The sequence below is a fragment of the Pseudomonas sp. zjy_15 genome, assembly GCF_043101865.1.
Classification (GTDB): Bacteria; Pseudomonadota; Gammaproteobacteria; order Pseudomonadales; family Pseudomonadaceae; genus Aquipseudomonas; species Aquipseudomonas putida_Y.
On the sequence record NZ_JBICII010000064.1, the window covers coordinates 133,887 to 156,943 of the forward strand.

At 60.7% G+C, this 23,057-nt stretch carries 15 protein-coding genes; 4 read left to right on the plus strand and 11 right to left on the minus strand.

Features of this window, described 5'->3' with window-relative positions; genetic code table 11:
- Both ACF8EF_RS12660 and ACF8EF_RS12665 read right to left on the minus strand, forming a co-directional pair.
- Complete coding sequence (locus tag ACF8EF_RS12660; protein ID WP_176685724.1) at positions 1-2,256, minus strand: molybdopterin cofactor-binding domain-containing protein; 2,256 nt, start codon at positions 2,254-2,256, stop codon at positions 1-3.
- Positions 2,256-2,711 (minus strand): (2Fe-2S)-binding protein, encoded by a 456-nt coding sequence (locus ACF8EF_RS12665; RefSeq protein ID WP_176685723.1) that lies wholly within the window; start codon positions 2,709-2,711, stop codon positions 2,256-2,258. Before ACF8EF_RS12665 ends, ACF8EF_RS12660 begins: the two co-directional genes overlap by 1 nt.
- Before the next feature lie 268 nt (positions 2,712-2,979).
- Between ACF8EF_RS12665 and ACF8EF_RS12670 the strand changes: the two genes are divergently transcribed.
- The gene (locus tag ACF8EF_RS12670; RefSeq protein WP_003256021.1) at positions 2,980-5,166 is read left to right on the plus strand and encodes an OsmC domain/YcaO domain-containing protein; all 2,187 of its coding nucleotides are present in this window, start codon (positions 2,980-2,982) and stop codon (positions 5,164-5,166) included.
- A 209-nt stretch (positions 5,167-5,375) separates the two neighbouring features.
- On the opposite strand, the gene ACF8EF_RS12675 is transcribed toward ACF8EF_RS12670, so the two are convergent.
- From ACF8EF_RS12675 to ACF8EF_RS12710, 8 genes are all read right to left on the minus strand, one after another.
- Entirely contained in the window at positions 5,376-6,254 is an 879-nt protein-coding gene (locus tag ACF8EF_RS12675; RefSeq protein WP_392461224.1) for a DUF6708 domain-containing protein, read from the minus strand.
- Positions 6,255-6,258: 4 nt separating this feature from the next.
- Positions 6,259-9,249 (minus strand): T6SS effector BTH_I2691 family protein, encoded by a 2,991-nt coding sequence (locus ACF8EF_RS12680; RefSeq protein WP_392529109.1) that lies wholly within the window; start codon positions 9,247-9,249, stop codon positions 6,259-6,261.
- Entirely contained in the window at positions 9,242-10,165 is a 924-nt protein-coding gene (locus ACF8EF_RS12685; RefSeq protein ID WP_176684156.1) for a DUF4123 domain-containing protein, read from the minus strand. The genes ACF8EF_RS12680 and ACF8EF_RS12685 overlap by 8 nt, the downstream gene beginning before the upstream one ends.
- A complete protein-coding gene (locus ACF8EF_RS12690; RefSeq protein ID WP_176684155.1) occupies positions 10,162-12,330 on the minus strand; it encodes a type VI secretion system Vgr family protein in 2,169 nt (722 codons plus the stop codon). Before ACF8EF_RS12690 ends, ACF8EF_RS12685 begins: the two co-directional genes overlap by 4 nt.
- A gap of 75 nt (positions 12,331-12,405) precedes the next feature.
- A complete protein-coding gene (locus ACF8EF_RS12695; protein ID WP_176684154.1) occupies positions 12,406-12,921 on the minus strand; it encodes an Hcp family type VI secretion system effector in 516 nt (171 codons plus the stop codon).
- A gap of 95 nt (positions 12,922-13,016) precedes the next feature.
- Positions 13,017-14,327, minus strand: coding sequence for a type VI secretion system baseplate subunit TssK (tssK, locus tag ACF8EF_RS12700; RefSeq protein ID WP_392529111.1), 1,311 nt, complete (start codon positions 14,325-14,327; stop codon positions 13,017-13,019).
- Positions 14,328-14,382: 55 nt separating this feature from the next.
- Positions 14,383-15,180: a type VI secretion system lipoprotein TssJ gene (gene tssJ, locus ACF8EF_RS12705; protein ID WP_176684152.1), complete on the minus strand. Its 798-nt coding sequence runs from the start codon at positions 15,178-15,180 to the stop codon at positions 14,383-14,385.
- Positions 15,177-15,710 carry an FHA domain-containing protein gene (locus ACF8EF_RS12710; protein ID WP_392529112.1) on the minus strand — a complete coding sequence of 178 codons (534 nt, stop codon included), beginning with the start codon at positions 15,708-15,710 and terminating at the stop codon, positions 15,177-15,179. The genes tssJ and ACF8EF_RS12710 overlap by 4 nt, the downstream gene beginning before the upstream one ends.
- On the opposite strand from ACF8EF_RS12710, the gene ACF8EF_RS12715 reads away from it, so the two are divergent.
- From ACF8EF_RS12715 to tssM, 3 genes are read left to right on the plus strand one after another with little or no spacing between them, the layout of a single operon-like run.
- Entirely contained in the window at positions 15,643-15,825 is a 183-nt protein-coding gene (locus tag ACF8EF_RS12715) for a type VI secretion system-associated protein TagO (protein ID WP_392529114.1), read from the plus strand. The genes ACF8EF_RS12710 and ACF8EF_RS12715 overlap by 68 nt on opposite strands.
- Positions 15,813-17,276, plus strand: a complete 1,464-nt coding sequence (gene tssA / locus ACF8EF_RS12720; RefSeq protein ID WP_392461225.1) for a type VI secretion system protein TssA — start codon at positions 15,813-15,815, stop codon at positions 17,274-17,276. The genes ACF8EF_RS12715 and tssA overlap by 13 nt, the downstream gene beginning before the upstream one ends.
- Positions 17,273-20,893, plus strand: coding sequence for a type VI secretion system membrane subunit TssM (gene tssM, locus ACF8EF_RS12725; protein ID WP_392461226.1), 3,621 nt, complete (start codon positions 17,273-17,275; stop codon positions 20,891-20,893). The genes tssA and tssM overlap by 4 nt, the downstream gene beginning before the upstream one ends.
- 77 nt (positions 20,894-20,970) lie before the next feature.
- Here tssM and ACF8EF_RS12730 read toward each other — a convergent pair whose 3' ends face one another.
- Positions 20,971-22,824, minus strand: coding sequence for an ABC transporter ATP-binding protein (locus ACF8EF_RS12730; protein ID WP_176684143.1), 1,854 nt, complete (start codon positions 22,822-22,824; stop codon positions 20,971-20,973).
- Between the last annotated feature and the right edge of the window lie 233 nt (positions 22,825-23,057).

Sequence of the window (23,057 nt, forward strand, 5' to 3'; positions counted from 1 at the left end):
TCAGCTGAAGGTGTGGCGGCTCAATGGCAAACTGCGCACGCGCTGGCCGGTGAGCTGCGCAACCGCGTTGGCCACCGCCGGGGCCACGGCGGGTAACGGTGGTTCGCCGATGCCGCCCATCTTCGCCCCGCTTTCGATGATGCGCACATGCACCCGGGCCATGCGCGAAGGCGGCAGGATCGGGTACAGGTCGTAGTTGCGCGCGCGCGGCTTGCCATCCACGTACACCGCTTCTTCCACCAGCGTCTGCGAAAGGCCGAGGGCGACGGCGCCATTGACCTGATGCTCGATGATCGCCGGGTTGACGATGCTGCCAGGGTCGATGGCTTGCCAGATGTCGTGCACCTTGACCTGGCCGTTGTCGATCGAAACCTCGGCAATGACCGCAGCCTCCGAGCCGAACGGTGAGGCCATGGCCACGCCGCGTGCACGCTTGCTGCCGTCCTCGGCGGTGAACGGCCCGCGCTTCCAGCCGCCGGACAAGTCGGCCACAGCGTTCAGCAGGTTGGTCAGGCGCGGGTTGTCGCGCAGCAGGTGCAGGCGCAGTTCAAACGGGTCCTTGCCACCTTTATCAGCCAGTTCGTCGAGGAATGATTCGTAGAAGAAGTCGTTCAGCGAGTTACCCACCGAGCGCCAGTAACCGAGCATGGCCGGACCTTTGACATAGATCTGGGCAATGCGCTTGTTGGCGATGGCGTAGGACTTGCCTGACAGTCCCTCAAGCGCGGTCGGGTCGATCTTCTCCCCTTGTTTACCAGCAAGAGCCTCGGTTGGGCCTTCGGTGGCGCTTACCGCTTCGAGCGCCACCGGCATGCCGTCGGCATCCAGCCCGGCGCGGAACTTCACCACTGCGACGGGGCGCAGCACATCGCGCAGAAATTCCTCCTCGCGGCTCCAGATGAGCTTCACCGGCCGGCCAACCGCCTTTGCCAGGGCAATGGCCTGCGGGTAGGGGTTGGCAGAGTCGTACAGGAAGTGGCGGCCAAAGAAGCCGCCCAGCAGCGGCGAGTGCAGGTTGATTTGTGCAGGCTCCAGGCCGGTGCGTCTGGCAATGTCGTCACGGAACATGTCCGGGGCCTGGTTGGGTAGCCAGACGTCGAGGCTGCCGTCCGGGTTGAAGCGGGCGAGGGCGGACGGTGGCTCCAGCTGGGCGTGGTTCAGGTACTGGTTGTGGTAGCTGGCCTCGACCTTGGTCTTGGCGTTGGCCAAGGCGCCGGCAATGTCGCCTTCGTTCTCTTCATCACGGGACGGCCCTTGCACCGTCGCGAGGTGTTCGCGCCAGGCGTCGCTGGAAAAATCGGCCGGCATCGGTCGCACTTTGCTGTCGGCGGCCGGCTCTTTCCAGTCCACCTGAATCGCCTCCACTGCACGCTTGGCGTGCCACCAGCGCTCGGCGACCACGGCCACGGCACCCGGCAGCTGATGCACTGAATGTACCCCTTTCATGGCCTTGACCTGGTCTTCGTTGCGCAGGCTGCCGACCGTCATGCCCAGGCGCGGTGCATGCTGCACGGCAGCGTGGAGCATGCCGTCGACTTTGATGTCGATGCAGTACTGGGCCTTGCCGGTGGACTTGTCGTAGGCATCCAGGCGGCGTATGGGCTTTCCAATCCAGCGAAACTGGCTGGGGTCGCGCAGCTTGACGCTGGCCGGGTCGGGCACCGGCAGGTCCATGGCGCGACCGGCCAGCTCACCGTAGGGTACGGAACGTCCGGTCGTGGTATGTACCACGTTACCCGGCGTGGTAGAAAGCTCATCGACCGGTACACCCAGGTGTTCGGCGCCCGCCTGCAGCAGCATGCCCCGGGCGAGCGCGCCCAGACGGCGCATGGTCGGGTAGCTCATGCGCACCGACATGCTGCCACCGGTGATACGCATGCCGTTCTCCATCACCACGTAGGCTTCGCCCGGTGGCGCGCTATCGACCACGAAATGGGCCGGGTCGACATCCAGCTCTTCACCCACAATCTGCGCCATGGCGGTGAAAGGGCCTTGCCCGCCTTCCATGAAGGGGCTCAACAGGCGCACCGTGCCATCCGGGCGAATCTCCAGAAATGCAGGCACCTGGGTGCCGCGTTCCGTAGTTGCCGCAGCGGCGGCGGCTGCCTGCACGCGGGCCGAGCCCATGGGCAGGCCGAAACCTAGCACCAGGGCACCGACTGCGGTGCCGGCAAGAAAGCGCCGACGTGACAGGTTGACCGTTTCGCCCCGCTGCAACCTGAGCAGTTCGGCAGGCGTATCGACTGGCGTGTTCATCAGGCCTGTTCCCCCTGGGCCAGCTCATGCACGGCGGCATGGATGGCGTTGTAGGTGCCGCAGCGGCACAGGTTGACCATGGCTGCATCGATCTGCGCATCGCTGGGTTTTGGCGTGTGCTTGAGCAGCGCCGTGGCCGCCATTACCTGGCCGGACTGGCAATAGCCGCATTGAGCCACCTGGTGCTCGACCCAGGCGGTGACTACCCGTTTACCGACGGGGTCGGCCTCGATCGCCTCGATGGTGGTGACCTCACGCCCCACCACACCGGCCACGGGGGTAACGCAGGCGCGCACCACATTGCCGTCCACCAGCACCGAACAGGCGCCGCACTGGGCCAAGCCGCAGCCATACTTGGTACCGGTCAGCCCCAAGTCATCGCGGATTACCCACAGCAGGGGCGTGTCGGCGTCCGCCTCGACCTGATAGGTCTTCTGGTTGATGCGTAGTTCCATGGTTTCACCTGCCCGTCACGGTTGTTGTCGCTGTGTTTCTGCATGGGGAATACGTTGTCCCCCCGGTGCAGAAACGCTAGCACAGGAGGATGACCGCTGGTCTGGTGGCGGGGGTGGCTTCAGAGGATCAGGCAAGTAATCCGGCGGAATACGCAAGCCAGCTTCGAAAAATCAAGCCTGCGGTCGGCGTTGAACAGGACTTGCGTAACGAAAACCCGGATAATGCCGGCCAATTTCGTTTTGCACGCTTAAATCACGGTAATCCCGCATGGAAATCAAGGTCAATTTTCTCGACAATCTCCGTCTCGAAGCCAAATTCGATGACTTCACGGTGATCGCCGACCAACCTATCCGCTACAAAGGCGATGGTTCGGCCCCCGGCCCGTTCGACTATTTCCTGGCGTCTTCGGCCTTGTGCGCGGCTTACTTCGTCAAGCTGTACTGCCAGACCCGCGATATTCCCACCGAAAACATCCGCCTGTCGCAGAACAACATCGTCGATCCGGAAAACCGCTACAACCAGATCTTCAAGATCCAGGTCGAACTCCCCGAGGACATTTCCGACAAGGACCGCCAGGGCATCCTGCGTTCCATCGACCGCTGCACGGTGAAAAAGGTGGTGCAGACCGGCCCTGAGTTCGTGATCGAAGTGGTCGACAACCTCGATGCCGATGCCCAGGGGCTGCTGATGCCGGTGTCGGACACCAGCACCTATATCCCTGGCAAGGACCTGCCGCTGGAGCAGACCATTGCCAACATGTCGGGCATTCTTGCCGGGCTGGGGATGAAGATCGAGATCGCCTCTTGGCGCAACATTGTCCCCAACGTCTGGTCGCTGCACGTACGCGATGCGCAGTCGCCGATGTGCTTTACCAACGGTAAAGGGGCCACCAAGGAGGCTGCGCTGGCCTCGGCGCTGGGCGAGTTCATCGAGCGCCTCAACTGCAACTTCTTTTACAATGACCAGTTCTGGGGCGAAGACCTGGCCAACGCGCCGTTCGTGCACTACCCGAACGAGCAGTGGTTCAAGCCGGGCCCGCGCGACGCGTTGCCGGCCGAGATCCTCGATGAGCACTGCCTGGCGATCTACAACCCTGACGGGGAGCTGCGTGGTTCGCACCTGTACGACACCAACTCGGGTAACACGGCGCGGGGCATCTGTTCGCTGCCGTTCGTGCGCCAGTCCGACCAGCAGGTGGTGTACTTCCCGTCCAACCTGATCGAAAACCTGTTTCTCAGCAACGGCATGAGCGCGGGCAACACCTTGGCTGAGGCGCAGGTGCAGTGCCTGTCGGAAATCTTCGAGCGCGCGGTGAAGCGCGAAATCCTCGAAGGCGAGTTGTGCCTGCCGGACGTGCCGCAAGAGGTGCTGGCCAAATACCCGGCGATCCTCGCTGGCATCCAGGGCCTGGAAGAGCAAGGCTTCCCGGTGCTGGTCAAGGATGCGTCGCTGGGGGGCGAGTTCCCGGTCATGTGCGTGACCTTGATGAACCCGCGCACGGGTGGCGTGTTTGCCTCGTTCGGTGCCCACCCGAGCCTGGAAGTGGCGCTGGAGCGCAGCCTCACCGAACTGCTGCAGGGCCGTAGCTTCGAAGGCCTGAACGACCTGCCGCAACCCACCTTCGAAAGCCACGCGCTGACCGAGCCGAACAACTTCGTCGAGCACTTCATCGACTCTAGCGGCGTGGTGTCATGGCGTTTCTTCAGCGCCAAGGCCGACTTCGAATTCGTCGAGTGGGACTTCTCCGGGCACGGCGAGGACTCCAACCAGCAGGAGGCCGCGACCCTGTTCGGCATCCTCGAAGACCTGGGCAAGGAAGTGTACATGGCGGTGTACGACAACCTTGGCGCCACCGCGTGCCGCATCCTGGTACCGGGCTATTCGGAAATCTACCCGGTCGAGGATCTGATCTGGGACAACACCAACCGCGCCTTGTCATTCCGTGCCGACATCCTCAACCTGCACAGCCTCGACAGCCGCTCGTTGAAGCTGCTGCTCAAGCGCCTGGACAACTGCGATGTGGATGACTACACCACCATCACCACGTTGATCGGTGTGGAGTTCGACGAAAACACAGTGTGGGGCCAACTGACCATTCTCGAACTGAAGTTGCTGATCTGCCTCGCGGTACAGCGTTTCGAGGACGCCAAGGAACTGGTCGAGGCATTCTTGCAGTTCAACGACAACACCGTAGACCGCGGCCTGTTCTACCAGGCGCTGAACGTGGTGCTGGAGGTGCAACTGGATGACGAACTGGAGATGGATGACTACGAAGCCAACTTCCGCCGTATGTTCGGCAATGCGCGCATGGACGCGGTATTGGGTTCGGTGGACGGCAGTGTGCGCTTCCATGGTCTGACCCCGACCAGCATGAAGCTCGAAGGCCTTGATCGCCACCTGCGCCTGATCGACAGCTACAAGAAGCTGCACGCGGCCCGGGCCAAGTTCGCCTGACAGGCGCTGCGCCCAATCATCGCCGGCAAGCCAGCGCCACAGGTATTGCACCGCTCTTGAGATTTGTGCCGAACCTGTGGACGCTGGCTTGCCTGCGATAAGTCAGGAGCCGTCCTACAGCCCTTTGATCTGGGCGCCATCCCCATTCTGTCTTGCCGCGTTGCCATCCAGGCGCATAGCGTTCTCTTCCTATCCACTTCAGGTGGTGACTATTCGGGCTTAGCAGGCCCACCTTCGAAAGCCTCCGCCGGTGGTGGCGCTGCACGGACATTGAAAAGCTTGCAGACACAGTACCAACAGAGAGCGACGGTCAGGTTGTAGGGGAACAGCACCGCCCAGAACGGCAATTGCCAGTTCTTTTTGCCCTGCATTTCACCGGGCTCACCGGTTCGCCAAGGGGCGTAGTGGCGCCAGGCTTCTGCCGGGGTCAGGCAGATGGCGTGCAGTGGCTTGTGCCACCAGTTGGGTTCACCGGGCGGGGGGAGTTTGTCCGGGCCGTGGTCCATGAAGTGGCGGAGGTATTCCCATACCTCGGCTACATGCTTGACGCCGGGTTCGGTGGGTTCGTTGCTGTCGACCCAGAGGCAGTCTTTTTGGTGCAGGCTGCCGTCTTCCCGGCGGGGGGCGAAGGCGAGGGCATAGCTGGTGGTGAATGATGAACCGCCGAATTCTGTGCGTTTGAAAATACCGCCTCCAGTGTTATTCCAATCAAAAACTATGAGTGTATTTATGCGTTTGTAATATATTTTTTTGGTGGCTCTATTGAGGTATATGTCAGAGAGTTTTTTTATTAAGAAAACACGGTAGGCTAAGAATGGAGTAAAAATAAATGGTCCGAGGAGCTGTATTGCAATAAATACATATGCCCCTTCCTGTTGGTAATTGACTGAGTGGGTGAAAAAGCCTGTGTAGGATACAATCGCGATGGCTAAAATCGTGGCGGTATACATCTTGGCCATGAAGACTGAGTCGGAAACCCATGGATTTCTGAGCTGCGCTAATGTAGTGGTTATTTTGCTGATCTGTCCGTGGATCTTTGGTTTGATATAAGTGTTTTCGTGTGGGCTAAATAACCATGTTGTGGCCACAGTGCTACCTCTCGACATGAAGGGTTGAGGTTGAATGAGTGTTGGCGGATAAGCCTTGGTTTGATAGGAAACTTATTAATAGAGTGCCACTTTTTGCTCTGGCTCTATCGATTTTGTAATGTAGAACAAGGCCTGCGCAAGTTAAGTGGCAGGTCGGCTCAGTCTTTGAGGGGGTTGCCTTGCTGTCGAAGTCCAAGGTGCTTAAGGTGCCATGCCATAAGCTCTGCCCTATAATGAAGTCTTTTAGGAGTACGGTTAGTTCAATGGTGGCCATGCCCTCGTCTACATGGCTATGGATGATTGTTGCCCAATCTGGTGTTGGCCACTGATTGTTGATACTCAATCGTGTAGTAAGCCCTTCAAGATTTAGGCGTGCTGTTTGTTCAGCAGTCAGAGCAATGGGAGCGTAGATCTGAGTATGCCAGGCTTCAAGTTCTTCGTTGATATTGGTGAAGCTTGGGAGAAGTTTCTGGTGGTCTAACTTAATCCCAGAACGGATTTCGCCATCGTTCTCTCTTGTGCCAAAAATACTTCTGCTTGCCCAAAGCTCTATCGGAGTATGGAGGCGCTCATGTGCTTTAGCGTGTAGGTAAAGCCCACCGACAAGCACGATAGCACCGACAAGCACGAGACCCGCAGCAGCCCAGCCTGCGAAGGGGATTAAAGATGTTGGGCCAGAAATCGCGAGGCTAGCTTCCAGTATAAGAGCGGATCCAGCGGCAGATGTGAATCCACCAGCAGCAGTATACGCACCTGATAGAGCCCCCCCATTTCGGGACTGTCGATACCCTTTTAATATGTCTGAGGTTAGTCCAAGGATAATCGCCGGGTAGCCAGAGGCGCGGGCGAATAAATTGCTACTTAAGTGCTTTACTATGCCATTTCCAAACGCCATTCCTGGCGCCGTAGAACTGAATTTGATGACTACGGCTTTATGCGTGGCCCGCACGCTAACCAGCGTCACTACCGCCGCGCCGATCACCCCGAAGACTGATGAAGCAAACCCCATCGTGTATTCCGGTGCATCACTCTGCTGCAGGTTGCTGTACGCCGTCTTCAGCGAGATCACGTTGAACCACAGCATCCCCGCGTTTAAACCACCACCACCGCCCGAGGTGAGTAACCCAAGGAAGTTGGGTTTCGCACGCGCAGTGGTGGTCAGCTCGATGGACACCGTGCGGCTTCCTGATATGCGCAACGCTTTCATCTCTTCAACCTGCGCCATGCCGCTCTTCAAATACCGCTGCACCTCCTGGCTAAAGGGATTCTCCGTAATGGCCTGCTCGGTGATTCGATAGCGTGCCGCCAACAACCCCAGCGCTTTCTCGGCATTGGCCTCACGCGCTGCCAACTGCACCTGCCGCCGCAGGCCATGGCTGGCATCCCAGCGGGTCTGCCCGCGCAGGCGCTTGAGCACCACGGTATTGACCGACTGGGCGGTGAGGTCGGTGATGTCGGCCATGGCCGGGAAGCGACCGGCCAGCCCTTCGATCACGTTGTCGCTGGCGTCGAACAAGGCGCCGATGGCGTCGGCTTTGTCCTTGAACGGGTTGAACGGCGCCAAGGCGGTGTAAAGCGGGCTGTCGTGCTGGTCCAGCCATTGCTCCAGGCGTTTGAAGCGCCGGTCATGCTCTTCGGTGCCGGGTGTCGGCTGGCCCATTGGGTGAATCAGCAATGCCAGTGAGATTTCCAGACCGCGGGCGGAGGTGCGTTCGTCGCGGTCGTAACAGGCCAGTGCCGCAGCGAGGCTGTAGGGGTTATCGATGTGTTGGGATTCGGCCGTCGCCAGCCAGGCGTCATGATCGTTGCTGGCTTGCAAGGCCAGGTTGCGCAGGGCGGCAATGCGCCGTTCCAGCGCGTCGCGTTCGGCGAGGAAACGCCGGTATTTGTCGACATCGAGACGCTGTGCCAGGCGCGCGCCATTGGGGGAGTAATCTTCATGGGTGAGGGCCTGGAAGTGTGCCTCGGCCGGCGACAGGGCGGGGCCCCGGCGTGACGTGCCAAGCCTGAACGCGGCCAGTTCTGGTGAGGGAGCATCTGCCGGGTACAGGCTTTCCAGCGTCTTGTTCAGCAGCATGGCGACCAGGTTGCGATGGTGAAAGTCGCGGCTCTGCGGGCTGAGCTGCTCGGCATCCAGCCGGTAGCATGCCGGCACGCGCTCCTGCTCGGGAGGCTGAGCGGGTCTTGTGTGTTCCAGTTGCTCGGCCGGCATCAGGTCACGCAGTTGATGCTGGTAGGCCGAGACCGACAGGCTCAGGTCCAGGGCCATGCCTTCGGCGTCGGCGAGCGCCACCACCACTGGCACTTTCGGCTGGGTCCAGGGGTAGTGGCGGGCGATGGCATTGAGGTTGCCGATGGGCAAGGTTTCGGTGACCGGGTCGCTGCTCCAGGTCAGCGGCATGCGCCGCTCGGTTGGCTTGAAGTCTTCGACCCAGGTTTGCAGGGCACTCACTGGCAACACATGGGGCTGGGTGGACGGGGTCTGGCTGCCGCTCACCAGCTCGGCCATGTCCAGCTGGCGCATGTGCCGTTTGCGCAGGGCTGGCGAACCGGTGATACGGGCGGTGATGGCGTTGGTCCACAGGTGCGGGCTGTAACCGATCCACACTTCCTTGGCGGTGTGCTGACAGGTGTCGGCCCACACCCAGCCGGTGCTCTGGCCGGAGAGGTAGCGGCCACGCTGGTGATAGTCCTCCAGCCCTTGGTAGCGCAGCTCCTTGTAGAGGCCCGCGCCGACGTGCTCATGAATGACCAGCTTTTCGCCCTGAGGGCCTTTCATGAACACGTAGACATAACCTGGACGCAAGGCGCGGAGGGTGTAGGCCGAGTGCTGCAGCGTGGGGAAGCCTTGTTCCAGGTTGAAGCCTGCATCGGCATAGCGGCAGGCGGGGGCGTCGGCGGTGCGTGGCACGATGGCGTAGCGCACTGGCAGGATGGGCACGCGTGCGCTGCAGGCAGGGCCGGAGGTGGCGCTACTGACGGAGGCGTTAGTCATGGGCAGACTCCTTGCTTTCGACCAGAGCCTGGAGCTCGCGAAGGCGGGCCTGGGGCGACTCTTCGAGGTTGGTGTAGATTTTTCCCGCCTTGTCATTGCTCATCAGCCACATGTGCCCGGCTATCAGCCGAATGAATTGGCCCGCAACTTCCTCGCTCCGGAAATTGAGGGCTGTCAGTTGCGGCAGGAGTGTTTCTATCCAGAGGCGTATGTCCGCCAAGGTATGGTGGGCATGGGGCGGCATGGCCAAGACCTCATGTGCCAATGAGAGGACAAAGTGCTCGTGCATGCCTGCTTGCAGCCGATCAAGTTCAAGCTGCTGGAGGGTCAAAGGCAGTTCTGATTTTGAGCGGGCAGCAATCGGCTTGTTTTCGTGTGTTTTCCACTCATGAGCCGGCCCCCAGTTGACTCGCCATGCCAACCGAGACACCGGGCCAAGCCAGGCCTTGCGATGGTCGTCGTCCAGCGCATTCAGCCAGGCCGCAAGATGGTCCGGTGTGACATGGTGAGTGGCAACGCTCTGGTCAGGGAGCACGACCTGCACCAGGCTGGTGAAGTGGTCTGCCAGCGCTGCCAGGCCAACCTCGGCATCCAGCGCGATGGCGCCACCGATAGGCATCCAGGTCGTGATTGCATGGGCAAGCAGCTCGTGAGCGTCTGCAACGTCCACCAGCAAAGGCCCAAACTCATGACGGTCATCCAGGGCGCTGCTCTTCCATAACCATGCCTTTTGAGTATTCCGGCTGACAGCGTTTATAAGGTCGAGTACCGATGGGGCATAAGCAGGAACCAGTTCACCTTCCTGCGGGATGGGCCGATAGGCCCAGTTCTCGATTGCACTGGTCATGAGCAGCAGAAAGCGGCAGTTGTGAGCGAAGTCTTCGCTACGCGGAGGAGGTGATGACAAGGTGGTCATTGGACTTGCCCTCGGATACAGCGGCAATCGGGCAGGGGGCAGGAACCATCAGGGCGACGCCCACACAAGCGCTCCAGAGGCTTGCCGGTGTTCGGTGCACTGCTGATGGAAAAGGGGCTTGCCGTCCCATTTGCCGACTTGAGCATCTGGCCGGTGATGCGAATCGTCGGGCTGTCCAGGGTGATGCCTGTTTCGTCGATTCGAATGGAGCCCCCAGGGCCTTGAATGACCACGGCTTCCGATGCTCGAAGTTCATAACGGCGGGTACGTCTGCGGATATCCCCGCGAGCTTCCAGCTCGGCATGCCCTTCGACCCGTTGTTCGAAGTTGCCACCGATACGGGTGTGGTGATTGGCGGCGATCTGATCGTGACGGTGATTGCCGATGTTTTCGACACGGTCCTTGGCGATCCTGATCGTGTGGTTTCTACCGATGTCGAGCGCGGCATCCTGCCCAATGGTGATGCGCTCGTCATTGCCAACCGTTTCCGTACGGTCGTGGCCGATCAGGATCGATTCGTCGTTATCGACCTGCTCTTTGCGGTCATTGCCGACCTGCGTAGTCTCATCGTGCTTGACCACATTGTTCTGGTCCCTCTGGGCATGAATGAACACTTCCTCCTGGCCCAGTTCGTCCTCGAAGCGCAGCTCGTTGAAGCCATCGCCTTTGTGGGTCTGGCTTTTGATGGTCATGCGGGTCTTGTGGCGGGGAAGGTCGTAGGGTGGCAATTGGTTACCGCAGTAAGTACGGCCGGTGATCATCGGCTGATCAGGGTCGCCGTTGACGTAGTGGATGATCACGTCCTGGCCGATGCGCGGGATGGCCATCGAGCCCCAGCTGCCACCGGCCCAGCCTTGGGATACGCGTACCCAGCAGGAGCTGAACGCGTTGTCCTGGCTTTCTCTGTCCCAGGGGAAGCTGACCTTGACCCGGCCCCATTCGTCGCAGTAGATCTCTTCACCGGGCGGCCCGACCACAGTGGCCATGTGCGGGCCGTCAACGCGTGGTTTGGGCAACGGAGCTGGGCGCCACTCGGTTCTGCCTGGCACCAGTACCGCTTTTTGCTCGTAACGTGTGCCCTGGTCGGCCCCGGCAGCTTCTTCCTGCAGGCTGGTGAACTGGCTGCCTTCGTGGCGGACCGTGCTGACCCGCCAATGCACATTCAGGTCTTCGCGTGGGTGGCCGGTCAGGGTGAAGCTAAGGCCCGGTTGAAGGCGCACATCGTTGCCTTGCACCTCGGCAATGCGCACGTCGTGGCGCAGGCCAGTGATGCGGTTTTCGGTGAACGGCTTGCCAACGGCATCGCGTTTGTAACGGCCGGGGTAGTCGAAGCACTCATAATCCGTGGACTGGTGCTCAAGATAGGGGCCCGAGGCCCTGTGTTCCTGACGATAGGCTGGGTGGGTGAACGTGTAGTCGCGTTGAACCTGCCGTGCAGTACGCACTTGTTCGCTGTAGCGCAAGCGCCGTAGGCAAGGTTGAGCCTGGTCGCCGCCGTGGTTGGAATGGTACAGCACGGTGTCCGGGGCTGACGGTTCACGCTCACGGTAGAAGCGTTCGGCGTCGTCCTCGTGTTTGATGACACCGTGACTTATCAGGCCGAGTGACTGCAGTCTGTCGGTGATGATCAGCTTATGGCGCTTTTCGTTGTGCTCGAAGCGGTAGACCAGGCCTTCTTCGGCCGCCAGGCGGGCGATGAAGTCGAGGTCGGTTTCGCCGGCTTGTACGCAGAATTCGCGCACCTGATGGTCCAGGCCGGCGCGTAGTTCGTACTGGTCGATGCCCTGGCGCTTGAGCATCAGCTCGAGAATTTGCGGAACGGTCTTGTGCTGGAAGATGCGCCAGTTCGAGCGCAGCCTGGCGCGGGCCAGTTGCGGTTCGACCAAGGCGTGATAGTAAGTGCGGTAGAAGCCACTCTCGCCCTGGCTGAAGCTGCTGACAAGGCCGTGCACGTACCGTACCGGGCGTTCTCCGTCCAAGATGGTGAAGAGCACGGGTTTGTCGAGCAAATGGCCGAAGTCGATATCGTTTTCGAAGCTGATCAGTTTCAGCTCCAGTTCAAAGGGGGCGCTGATGCCCTCTCGGAGTTCGAACGACACCACTTCGAATTCAGCTTTGCCAACCAGCGGCTGGAAGCTGTAACGCACGTCAGATTGGCTAGGCATACACGATCCTTGTCCGCCGTCTGAATATTCGAAAAGCCCAGGCAGAGCACGCCTGCCTGGGGCATTTCAGTGAGATCAGGCGATCGGTTTGCGCCAGTCGTCAGAGCCTTCGGTACCCGCCGTTACGTGGGTCCAGGTGATCTTGCGATACATCATCGCCACTTCCACCAGCTGCGTGTAGTTCGCGTTCTTCGCATTCTGGGCGTGGGGTAGCACGGTGTTGATCTCGACGATGATGGCGTCTTCCAGCTTGGTGGTGAAGAAGTGCTCCTGCTCGCCCACTGCCGAGGTGCGGTACCAGTTGACTTCAACCGTTGGCAGCTTTTCGCCACTGGCCAGCGCTTGGTACATCAGTGGCGTGGCCTTGTTCAGCGAGCTGGTGAAAATGAAGGGCTTGTGGGTCCGTTGCCCGGCCGGTTGACCGCTTTGCGGGTCGGTGGGGACGGTGACCTGGTGCTTGACTTCCTGCACCAGAATTTCATCTTCATGGCCTTCCTGGTAAATGTTGCCGACGGAGTCGGAGGTGAAGGCGTCCGCGGTGATGTTGCCTTGTTTCTGGCCTTCGATCTTGATGTAAGCGGGTGTTGGCATGGCAGTTACTCCTGCGTCCATGTGGGTAAAGCACGCGCACCCCAGGTGGCGTGGCCATCGGAAACGATGGGCTTGTCAGCGAGGCAAAAGCCTCGCTAATTCGTTGAACTCAGTGGTGCTGTGTCACGGTTGCCGAAGCCATTCGCCTTGCTCATGCACGCCCAGGCCGGGTCACGTCGGTCCAGCTCGAAGTAGCTGAAGCCCGCATGGAAGGGCAGGTCGCGGGGCGCTACCGGTAAAGGCAACAAAGGGATGCCTGGCAATTGCAGCGGCACCAGGTCATTCAGTGACTCAAGTGAGGTGATCTTGGCTTTCTGGATGAACATCTGGCGCAACGCCTGTGGTGGCAGGTCGGCGCGCACGGCGAGGATGAAGTCGGCTTCGTCGATCAGCCGGCGGTCTTCCAGCGTGGTCGTCATCACGCCGAATTGTTCGCTCTCCAAGCGCAGTGAAACAGCGCGCGGCCGCAAGACGGTGCTCAGAGATCGGCGCAAGGTGTCTTCCAGTGGTTTGAAAGAGGTGCGCAGCGCGGTGTGGTGATAGGCGGGGTACTCCTGCGGCAGCCTGTTCTGGTCGGTGAAAGTGACGAATTCGCCACAGGCCTGGCTCATGCACAGGTACAGCTGCTCGGGGTGCGTTTGCGCTTGCCTGGCCAAATGCTGGAAGCATGGCCACCAACGGTTCATGGCCTGCAGCAGGTTGAAGTCGCGAATGTCGGCGATCCCGGACTGGCCCGATGCACCAATCCGCGTGGCAAGGCCGCGCGCCCGCTCGCGCAAGGTATGGGTGATTTCTTCAAGAAACCGCAGCAGCGCTGGCACCGCCCGCACCGAAACGCTGGTGGGGTAGAACGCTTCGTCCAGTTGCAGGCTGCCGTCGGCGCGCCGTTCCAGAATACGTGCCAGGGCCAGGCGGGTGTAGGCGCTGCTGTCTTCGGTCTTGCGTTTGAGCTGCAGGTTGGGCACCGCGAGGTCTACCTGCACCAGGTCACCATCAGCGGTGTGGGTATCCTTGATTTCCTGTGCCTGGGCGGTATAGCGGAAATTGGCTGCATTGTCGGGCCAGCTCACTTCGCGGCCGCCATCGGTGCGCAGCGGCAGGCACAGATACACCTCACTGTCTTTGCACGCGTCGTCGCCGATTTCCAGTGGCGGCGGTGGCGGCAGGTCGGCGGGAATGTCGAACACCGTGCCGTCCGGCATCACACCTCGCGCCCGGGTGATGGCGACTTTGCCCAGGCTCAGGTATTCGTCGTTCAACTGAAGTTCGCTGAAGCCGTAGAAGGCTGCATTGAGGCTGGCGAGGCGCTGGTGCAGGGCTGCTTCGCTGGCTCTGGTCGCCTGTTGGAAATGCTGTGGTTTGACGAACAGGCCTTCAGGCCAGAGAACGGGATTGCGTGAACTCATGGGCGCTCCGTGTCAGCGTGAGTAAGCAGGAAGGGCAAAGGGTGTTGAGGCGCCATCAGTCTTCTTCCTTGAGCACGATGTGCGTGTCGTTGACCAACACCGACAGCATGATCTGGCGGCCACGCGGCGGAATGCGCAGTACTTGCCGCCAGCTGGCGTTTTCATGGCCTCGGTAGTCGGCAATCACCGCGACGAAGCGGGTTTCGGCGTGGATGGGTTCGAACGGGATGTACTTGAACTGGCCAGGGCGCAGCAGGTAGTCGTCACTACGGATATAGGTACTGCGCAGCGCCTTGGCCGGGTCCTGCTCCAGCAGCTGGTACACGGTGTTGCGCAGCAGTGAGTCGTCGCGCAATTGCAGGATCGTGATGGCAATGGGCGTGGCGACCAGCGCTGAGGCAACGCTTGTGGTGGGCGGCAAGGTCAACGCCACCTGAGGGTCGTCGTAGCTGCCTGGGCCGCTTTCTTCCAGGGGCGAGCGAGCCGGGTCGCTTTCGTCTCCTTCGTCCAGCTCGACGGGGGACATGGCCGGGAATTGCGCTTGCAGGTATTCGAACAGAACCCCGATTTTTTCGGTCAACGCATAGGGGTCGCCAGCACTCAGGGTCACAGCGTAGGGACTGGGCTCCAGGGCGCGATCCTGATCGGCTGCGACGTCAAGGCTGTCCGGATTGCCGTTGAGGGTAGGGCTGGCATTGATGCTGAATGCGACCTCGGTCGGGTGATCCTTGGGCGGCCCGATGGGCAACGAGTGGTCCATGGCTACCTGGCTCATTCTGCTCAAAGATGTGCAGCCGGCGGGCCCGACCAGCGCAAGCAGCAGGGGGGCGAGCAGAAGTGGATGAGGCTTCATGGGTATGCTCCGGCAATCAGGCGCTGCAGCGGGCTTTCTCGGAGTGCCCCTTCACCGTCTGCTGCGTCCAGCGCTGCCAGAGGGTCGCTCCCCATGGCTGCTTTGAAGACCGAGCAGATCTCGACGGCTGGTTGGGGGGCAGAAGGCTGTGCCGGCCAAGCGGGTGCAGGCGCTTCGGCTATCAGGCGGTCGAGCACCCTCGGGTCAGAGTTGAACAGGTCCTCCAGCGAGCGTGTGCAGGCCTGATCCTGGGAGTACTGAACCTGTAGGCGATAGGCACCAATGAGAAGCTGGTCACCCTCAACCAGGCGCCTGGGTGGAAGCGGCCCCAGGCTGTTGGCACTGCCACTGACGTAGGTGCGGTGGCAATGGTCGATCACACAGAAGCTGCCTTCGATCCAGCGGATTTCGCAGTGGATGAGCGGGGAGGGCTGGTCTACCCATGAGACGCCTTGGCAGGTGATGGAGAACGGCCAAGTGCTCGATGCCGGGCGGGGTCTGCCCGCCATCGAGCAGATCAGGAAGCTCATCGGTGCTCAGCGTATCCAGGTTTCAAGTGATCACCGTGAGATCGACGGGCTGACTTTCGATGCGCTAGGCCTGGACTCCTTGATCAGCCGGGCGAGAAGCACATGTCGGTGGTAGCGCAGGTATCCGGGGAAGAGGTCACTCGGTTGCTCACGCCGATTGATCCGGCAGTTCCGGCTGGCCTGTTCGATGTCGAGGACGAAACCTACCAGGCCATTGATCAGGAGATGGTCAAGCTGGGTGGGTTGCAGGAAGCCTCTATCGACTGGGTCTACATCGAAGACGCGTCCCGTCAGTACCTGAGCCGGCAATGCAAGCACTTGCGAATCGTTGCGCACCTGAGTGCCGCATGGTTGCGTAGCGGCTGCTGGGAGCAGTGGGGATGCACCTTGGCGTTGCTGGCCGGCATGCTCGAGTGCTATTGGGAGGCCGCTCATCCCAAGCCGGGACCGAAAGGCTTCCTGGGTAAGCGCAAGCTGGTTGCCCTGGTGATCGATCGCTTGGCCGAGGCGCTCCCTCGTCTTGATCGTTTTACCTACACCCCGACCCACGCAGCGGCAGCGCAGGCTGCCTTGAAACGCCTGCAACAACAGGAAACGGTGCAGCTGGACACGGCAGCACTCGGCGAACTTGAGCGCCTGCTAGGCAAATACTCGGAACTTGCCAACGGCGTCAGCGAGGCTGCTGTGCCCAAAGCAACGGCTGCAACCGAGAAGCCTGCACCGTTGGCCGATGTCATCGCCACACCCGTGTCACGCATGTCGATGGGCAATGAGCGTGAGACACGCCGGGCCGTCCTGTCCATGGCCGAGCTCATCAACCAGCAGGACCCTTACGACACTACCGGCTACCAGTTACGGCGTTTCGGTTTGTGGGCGCACATTCAGGTTGCTCCGCAAGTCAGGCAGGGCAACCTTACGGAATTGATGGCGGTTCCGCTGGATATCACGCGGGTCTATGAAGAGGCCATAGCCAGTAGGGTGGTTGACCCTGCCTTGCTGCAGCGCATTGAAAAGAGCCTGACGGCTTGCCCCTTCTGGATTCGTGGCAGCTTTCTGGCTGCGACCGTCGCCACGCAGCTGGCGATGTGCGAGGTGGCCGAAGCCATCCGTTGTGCCACCGCCCGTTTTGTACAGCGTATGCCGTCGCTGCAGCAGTTGTGCTTCAGCGACGGGCTGGTATTTGTCGACGACCAGTGCCTGGCCTGGCTCAAGGGCACGCAAGGGCCGTCTGGCCAAGGTGCAACCCCCCAGGAGTTCAGCGGCCTGCGTGAGGAGTTGGTCAGCCAGCTGGAAACCGGTGGCGTAGAACCGCTGCTCCTTCGGCTGCAAGGGCTGCAAGCCGGCTTTCGTGCTCCCCGTGAGCGCTGCCACACCACGGTGATCGCAGCCGATCTGCTGGCCGCCCGGGGTGTGTCCTGGTTGGCCCAGGACCTGTGCGCCAGCGTTGCCCGAACCATGCAGCAAACCACCGCCAGTGCGTGGGAGCCCGAGGTATTTCAGCGGCTTCAGCAGTACGCGGCATCCCCAGTACTGGCAGTTCAAGACAAGGATCAGGAGCCTCGATGAATCAAATATGGACGCAACTCAAACGTTGGGGCTGGCCGTGGGTAACGCGCATTGGCCTGGCGCTGCCGCTGCTGCTCGGGCTTGGCGCCTTGCTGATGCTGGTCGCCATCTGGTGGCTTGGCCCGCAATGGACATGGCGTGAGCAGCAGCCGCTGGCAAGTGTGGCTCATCGCAGCGTGGCCAGCCTGGTGCTCGTGCTGGTGCCGCTTCTGTGCTGGCTTGGAGTGCTGCGCACGCGCTTTCGCCGCCTGCAAGCGGAGCGCCAGCAGGCATTGGCCGCCGAGCAGGATGTCGCGCTACCGTTTGTTCAGGCGCAAGAGCGGGCGTTGAGCCAGGGGCTTGAGCGGTACCTCTACAATGCCGGTGGGCGACGTGCGTTGTACCGGCTGCCCTGGTACCTGGTGTTGGGCGTCGAACAGTCCGGTAAAAGCAGCTTCATCGACCGCACCGATCAGCGCTTTACCCTGACGCGTATCGACCAGGCCCAGGCACGGGGCCGACAGTCTGAAGCACTGGCCTACCCGGTAGGCTGGTGGGTGAGCGACGATGCCGTGATCATCGACCCGCCTGGTGTTTTCATCAGTCAAGAAACACCGGCGGGCTCGGCGGCCAACGCCCCCTCCGAAGCCTGCGCGCCGCCCGGCATCCAGGCCAGGTTGTGGGAGCACCTGTTGAGCTGGCTGCAGCGTAAGCGAAGCCAGCGGGCACTCAATGGTGTGTTGCTGGTGGTCGACTTGCCGGCGCTGCTGCATGGCAAGCCCGAGCAGCGCGTCGCGCTGGCCCATGGGTTGCGCACACGCCTGTACGAAGTGAGCAGTCAATTGGGGGCGCGCCTGCCGCTGTACGTGGTACTGACCAAATTCGATCTGCTGGACGGCTTCGACCAGTTCTACAGCCAGCTTCCGGCCGCCAAGCGTGAAAGCCTGTTGGGGTTTACCTTCAAGCTGGATGCGGTAGACGCGTTCGACGCCTGGCTGGATGAGTATGACGAGCACTACGGGCGGCTTCTCACCCAATTGCATGAGCAGGTTATCGACCGGCTGGATGTACTGGGCAAGACAACACCGTGCGGGCGCCTGTTCTCACTGCATGCACAACTGATCGGGTTGCGCCCCATACTGCAAGCATTCTTGCGCGAAACCTTGGCGAGTGACCGGTTCACCACGCCACCCTTGGTACGTGGTGTGTACTGGTCGTCAGTGGTACAGCAAGGCGACATGCGCAATGCCTTTGTCCGTGAAGCGGCACAGCCCTACACGACGAAGTTGCCCCTGCGTGAAGGTAAGGCACAAGGGAAGGCGTTGGTCTATTTCATCCAGCAAGCATTCAGGCGGGTTATTTATCAGGAAGCCGGGCTGGCGGGCGACAATGTTCGGGTTGCGCGCAGCAAGCGCCACTTGCTGTGGGTGGGCTCTGGTGTAGGCATCCTGGCGTTCAGTATCGCCATTGCCAGCTGGCAGCGTTACGCCGATATCAATGGCGCCAAGGCTGCCAGTGTGCTCGCCAAAAGCCAGGAGTACAGCGGTCACGAAGTCGATATGCGTCTTGATCCGACCGGGCGCAACCTGCTGGCGCCACTGGACCAGATTCGCGATGCGGTGGCGGTGTTTGGCGACTATCGTGCGGCCTGGCCGGTGGTTGCCGATTTTGGCTTGTATCAAGGGCGCAACATTGGTCCCTTGGTTGATGAGGCGTACCTCAGCTTGTTGTCGAAACGTTTCTTGCCGGCCTTGGCCAGTGGTGTGATCGATGCCATGAACGCAGCACCCCCTGGCAGCGAGCAACAAATGGCCGCGCTCAGGGTTTACCGGATGATCGAGGACCGCCACAGCCGCCGCCCCGAATGGGTCGAGGACTGGATGGCCCGGCAGTGGCAACGCGCCTTTCCTGGCCAGGGGCAGTTGCAGCGTGACCTCATGCAGCACCTGAAATACGCCTTGGCCTATGCCGATACCGATTTGCCGCAGTATCGCCAGCGGGTCAGCGAAGTGCAGCAGGCGTTGCGCAAATTGCCGTTGCCACAGCGGGTCTATGCTGGGCTCAAACAACAATCGTACCAGCAGTTGCACGCCGGGCTGGACCTGCGCCACCAGGTAGGGCCTGCGTTCGATGTAGTGTACCAGCCGTCTTCCGGGGCCAGGCAAGGAAATGAGGATGTACGGCTGGCCGCCATGCTCACCGCCAAAGGCTTCAGGGAATACTTCGCGCCGCGCAGCCAGCGGTTCGCTGAAATGGCGATGGTTGATCAATGGGCATTGGGGGAGCGCAGTCAACTTGACTATTCGGACGTTGACCGCGATGCGCTGACCGAGCGGCTGTATAACCTATACAGCGCCGATTACATTGACAGCTGGCGGCGCGCCCTGAACGCTTTTACGGTGGCTGACTTCCGTGATCTGGACCATGGTGTCACGATCCTGGAACAGTTGACCGGCCCCGCAGCACCTTTGCAGCGGCTGCTGGATACGGTCAGGGATAACACCTCGCTTGCGCCTCCAGCAGTTGTTGAATCACTGGGTGAGCTGAGTACGCTGCGGGTAGTAGCCGGAAAACCCGAGCAACAGCAAGCGTTGGCCATCCAGCGGGCGTTTGCAGGCTTGGGCGCCATGCTGCAGGCGACAGGAGAAAAGCCGAGCTACTACGATGAAACCCTTGGCGCTGTTGCGGCCGTGCTGGACTACGCCAAGGCCGTACAAGACAGCCCGGACCGCGGCAAGGCTGCGTTGCAAGCCGTGCATCAGCGCTTTGCGATGACAGGGCAGGACCCGATCGGCACCCTGCAACGTGTTGCCACAGGTTTACCGGAGCCCATCAGCCACCAGGTCAGAAAGCTCGCCGACCAGACTGCCCAGGTGCTGAACGTTGAAGCACTGCGCGAACTTGAGCGACGCTGGGATGCTGACGTGTACAGTTTTTTCCAGCAACGCCTGGCAGGCCGCTACCCCTTTGTGGTGAAGGCACCCGATGCTTCTTTGGATGACTTCGAGGCGTTCTTCGGGCCGAAAGGGCGCCTGCAGCAGTTCAATGAACGGTATCTCAAGGTTTTCCTGAAGGACAACCTTGAGGCCTTGCAATCCGCTCAGCACGGGCAATCCCTGATTCGTGCCGACGTGATCGAGCAGCTCGAGCTGGCGGATCGCATCCGCGAAACATTCTTCGATCAGCGTGGCAAGCTAAGTGTGCAGTTCAGCATCGAGCCCTTGGGGCTCAGTGCGAACCAGCGTACCAGCCTGCTGGACCTGGATGGCCAGTTGATTGCCTACACCCATGGCCCAAGCCATATCACGGGCATTGTCTGGCCCAACACTCTGGGGCAGCAGGTCCGTAGCAATCTCACCTTGCTAAGGCAAAATGGCAACAGCAGCAGCCTGGAGTACCGTGGCCCGTGGTCGATGTTCCGCTTGTTCAGCCGCGGCGCGCTCAATGGCCGGACGGCGACCAGCGTGGACCTGAGCTTCAGGACCGGAGATGGCGTGATGCGCTATCGGCTTAACGCTGAAAAAGCCTTCAACCCCATTACCCAGCAACCGTTCAAAGGCTTCCGCTTGCCCCGAGGCTTGTTGCAACAGCCAGCCAATGGGGGGCAGGCGATGTTGTCGGGTGAGCAGCGACCATGAACATCGTCACGGGCGCAGTTCATAGACTGCGCAGGCTTTCTAAGGCTGGGTATGCGCTGGCTGACCCCAGCCTCTGCTTACTCCACAGCCTCCGCCACGCCCTGATCCTCACCCAGGAACCCGCCACTCTGATGCTGCCACAACCGTGCATAGGTACCCTTTTTCGCCAACAGTTCGGCATGGGTGCCTTGCTCGATGATGCGCCCTTCATCCATCACGATCAGCCGGTCCATGGCGGCGATCGTCGACAACCGGTGGGCGATGGCAATAACGGTCTTGCCTTGCATCATTTCATCCAGGCTCTCCTGAATGGCCACTTCCACCTCCGAGTCCAGCGCGCTGGTGGCTTCGTCCAGCAGCAGGATCGGTGCGTTCTTCAGCATCACCCGGGCAATTGCAATACGCTGGCGTTGGCCGCCAGACAGCTTGATGCCGCGTTCACCCACCAGGGTGTCGTAACCGCTGTTGCCCTGGCGGTCGCTGAGCTGGCTTATGAAACCATCGGCCTGGGCACTGGCCGCGGCGGCACGGATCTGTGCTTCGGTAGCATCAGGGCGGCCATAGGCAATGTTGTCGCGAATCGAACGGTGCAACAGCGAGGTGTCCTGAGTGACCATGCCGATGGCGCTGCGCAGGCTGTCTTGCGTGACCTTGGCGACGTTCTGCCCGTCGATGCGTATTTCCCCTTTGTCCACGTCGTAGAAGCGCAGCAGCAGGTTGATCAAGGTGGACTTGCCGGCGCCGGAGCGGCCGACCAGGCCGACTTTTTCGCCCGGCCGAATGTGCAGCGTCAGCTCATTGAGTACCTGGCGCTCGCCATTGTAGTTGAAGCTGACCTTGTCGAAACTCACCGCGCCACCCGTGGTTACCAGCTCTGCGGCACCCGGCGCATCCTGCACTTTGGGGCCGCGGGTAAGGGTGGCCATACCGTCCTGCACGGTGCCGATGTTTTCGAACAGCGAGGTAATTTCCCACATGATCCAGTGCGACATACCGTTGACGCGCAAGGCCATGGCGGTAATCGCCGCGACGGCCCCGGTGCCGACCTGTCCCTGGTGCCATAGCCACAGTGCATAGCCACCGGCACCAAAGATCAAGCCCACCACCAGCGCCTGGTTGACGATTTCGAACTGGCTCACCAGGCGCATCTGGCGAAAACCGGTCTGCTTGAAGTCTTCCATGGCTGCGCGCGCAAAGTGCGCTTCGCGGTTGGAGTGCGAAAACAGTTTTACCGTGGTGATGTTGGTGTAAGCGTCAGAAACCCGCCCGGTCATCGACGATCGGGCATTGGCCTGCTCCTGTCCGACCTTGCCCAACCGGGGTACGAAATACAGCATGGCCAAACCGAACAGCACGACCCAGGCAATGAAGGGCAGCATCAGTTTCAGGGCAAAGCCACCGGCCAGGGCAATGATCGCGATGAAATACACGCCAATCCCGGGCAGGATTTCGATGAGGGTAAACAGCACATCGCGTACTGCCAGCGCCGTCTGCATCACCTTGGTAGTGACCCGGCCAGAAAACTCGTCAGAAAAGAACGACAAGCTCTGGCGCAACATCAGGCGGTGAAAATCCCAACGCAGCCGCAGCGGCAGGTTGATCGCCAGCACTTGGTGCTGAACCATGGTGCGCAGCGCCACCAGCCCGATGCTGACCAGCAGGACGATGCCGATACCCCACAGCACTCGGCTTTCCTCGGGGCCAACAGTACCGCCGGCCTGCCAGGACGCGAGCAGGTCGACCACCTGACCGAGGAACGCGAACAGCCAGGCTTCGTATATCGACACCCCGGCACTGAGCAGTGCCAGCGCCAGGATGTAGCCACGAGCGCCGCGGGTACAAGCCCACATGAAGCGCAACAGGCCAACCGGCGGCGGTGGTACCTCGTCGGGCGGGAAGGGGTCGAGCCGACGTTCAAAGATACGCAGCATGCTTGTCTCCGGAAAACGGTTTTTGCATTGGCCAATGCCCTGCCGGCTTGCCTTTGGCGACTTTTGTTTTTAACCCGGAAAAGGTCGGCCTTGGGGTGTTTGTTAACAAACCTTTGCAACTCATTACATTTCAGATTGATTTCATTCTGCCTTGATGCTGTATAATTGACGCAACTTTGTGTTTCTCATCATTTTTGTCGTTTTTTTGACATGGGTCATAAGGCGTCAGCAGA

What these genes read in the sequence shown, in the direction of transcription:
- ACF8EF_RS12680 (WP_392529109.1), bottom strand. Translation starts at nt 9,249, where the DNA reads ATGACTAACGCCTCCGTCAGTAGCGCCACCTCCGGCCCTGCCTGCAGC.
- tssJ (WP_176684152.1), bottom strand. Translation starts at nt 15,180, where the DNA reads ATGAAGCCTCATCCACTTCTGCTCGCCCCCCTGCTGCTTGCGCTGGTC.
- ACF8EF_RS12685 (WP_176684156.1), bottom strand. Translation starts at nt 10,165, where the DNA reads ATGACCACCTTGTCATCACCTCCTCCGCGTAGCGAAGACTTCGCTCAC.
- ACF8EF_RS12660 (WP_176685724.1), bottom strand. Translation starts at nt 2,256, where the DNA reads ATGAACACGCCAGTCGATACGCCTGCCGAACTGCTCAGGTTGCAGCGG.
- ACF8EF_RS12670 (WP_003256021.1), top strand. Translation starts at nt 2,980, where the DNA reads ATGGAAATCAAGGTCAATTTTCTCGACAATCTCCGTCTCGAAGCCAAA.
- tssM (WP_392461226.1), top strand. Translation starts at nt 17,273, where the DNA reads ATGAATCAAATATGGACGCAACTCAAACGTTGGGGCTGGCCGTGGGTA.
- ACF8EF_RS12665 (WP_176685723.1), bottom strand. Translation starts at nt 2,711, where the DNA reads ATGGAACTACGCATCAACCAGAAGACCTATCAGGTCGAGGCGGACGCC.
- ACF8EF_RS12695 (WP_176684154.1), bottom strand. Translation starts at nt 12,921, where the DNA reads ATGCCAACACCCGCTTACATCAAGATCGAAGGCCAGAAACAAGGCAAC.
- tssA (WP_392461225.1), top strand. Translation starts at nt 15,813, where the DNA reads ATGTCGGTGGTAGCGCAGGTATCCGGGGAAGAGGTCACTCGGTTGCTC.
- ACF8EF_RS12715 (WP_392529114.1), top strand. Translation starts at nt 15,643, where the DNA reads ATGGAGAACGGCCAAGTGCTCGATGCCGGGCGGGGTCTGCCCGCCATC.
- ACF8EF_RS12690 (WP_176684155.1), bottom strand. Translation starts at nt 12,330, where the DNA reads ATGCCTAGCCAATCTGACGTGCGTTACAGCTTCCAGCCGCTGGTTGGC.
- ACF8EF_RS12710 (WP_392529112.1), bottom strand. Translation starts at nt 15,710, where the DNA reads ATGAGCTTCCTGATCTGCTCGATGGCGGGCAGACCCCGCCCGGCATCG.
- ACF8EF_RS12730 (WP_176684143.1), bottom strand. Translation starts at nt 22,824, where the DNA reads ATGCTGCGTATCTTTGAACGTCGGCTCGACCCCTTCCCGCCCGACGAG.
- tssK (WP_392529111.1), bottom strand. Translation starts at nt 14,327, where the DNA reads ATGAGTTCACGCAATCCCGTTCTCTGGCCTGAAGGCCTGTTCGTCAAA.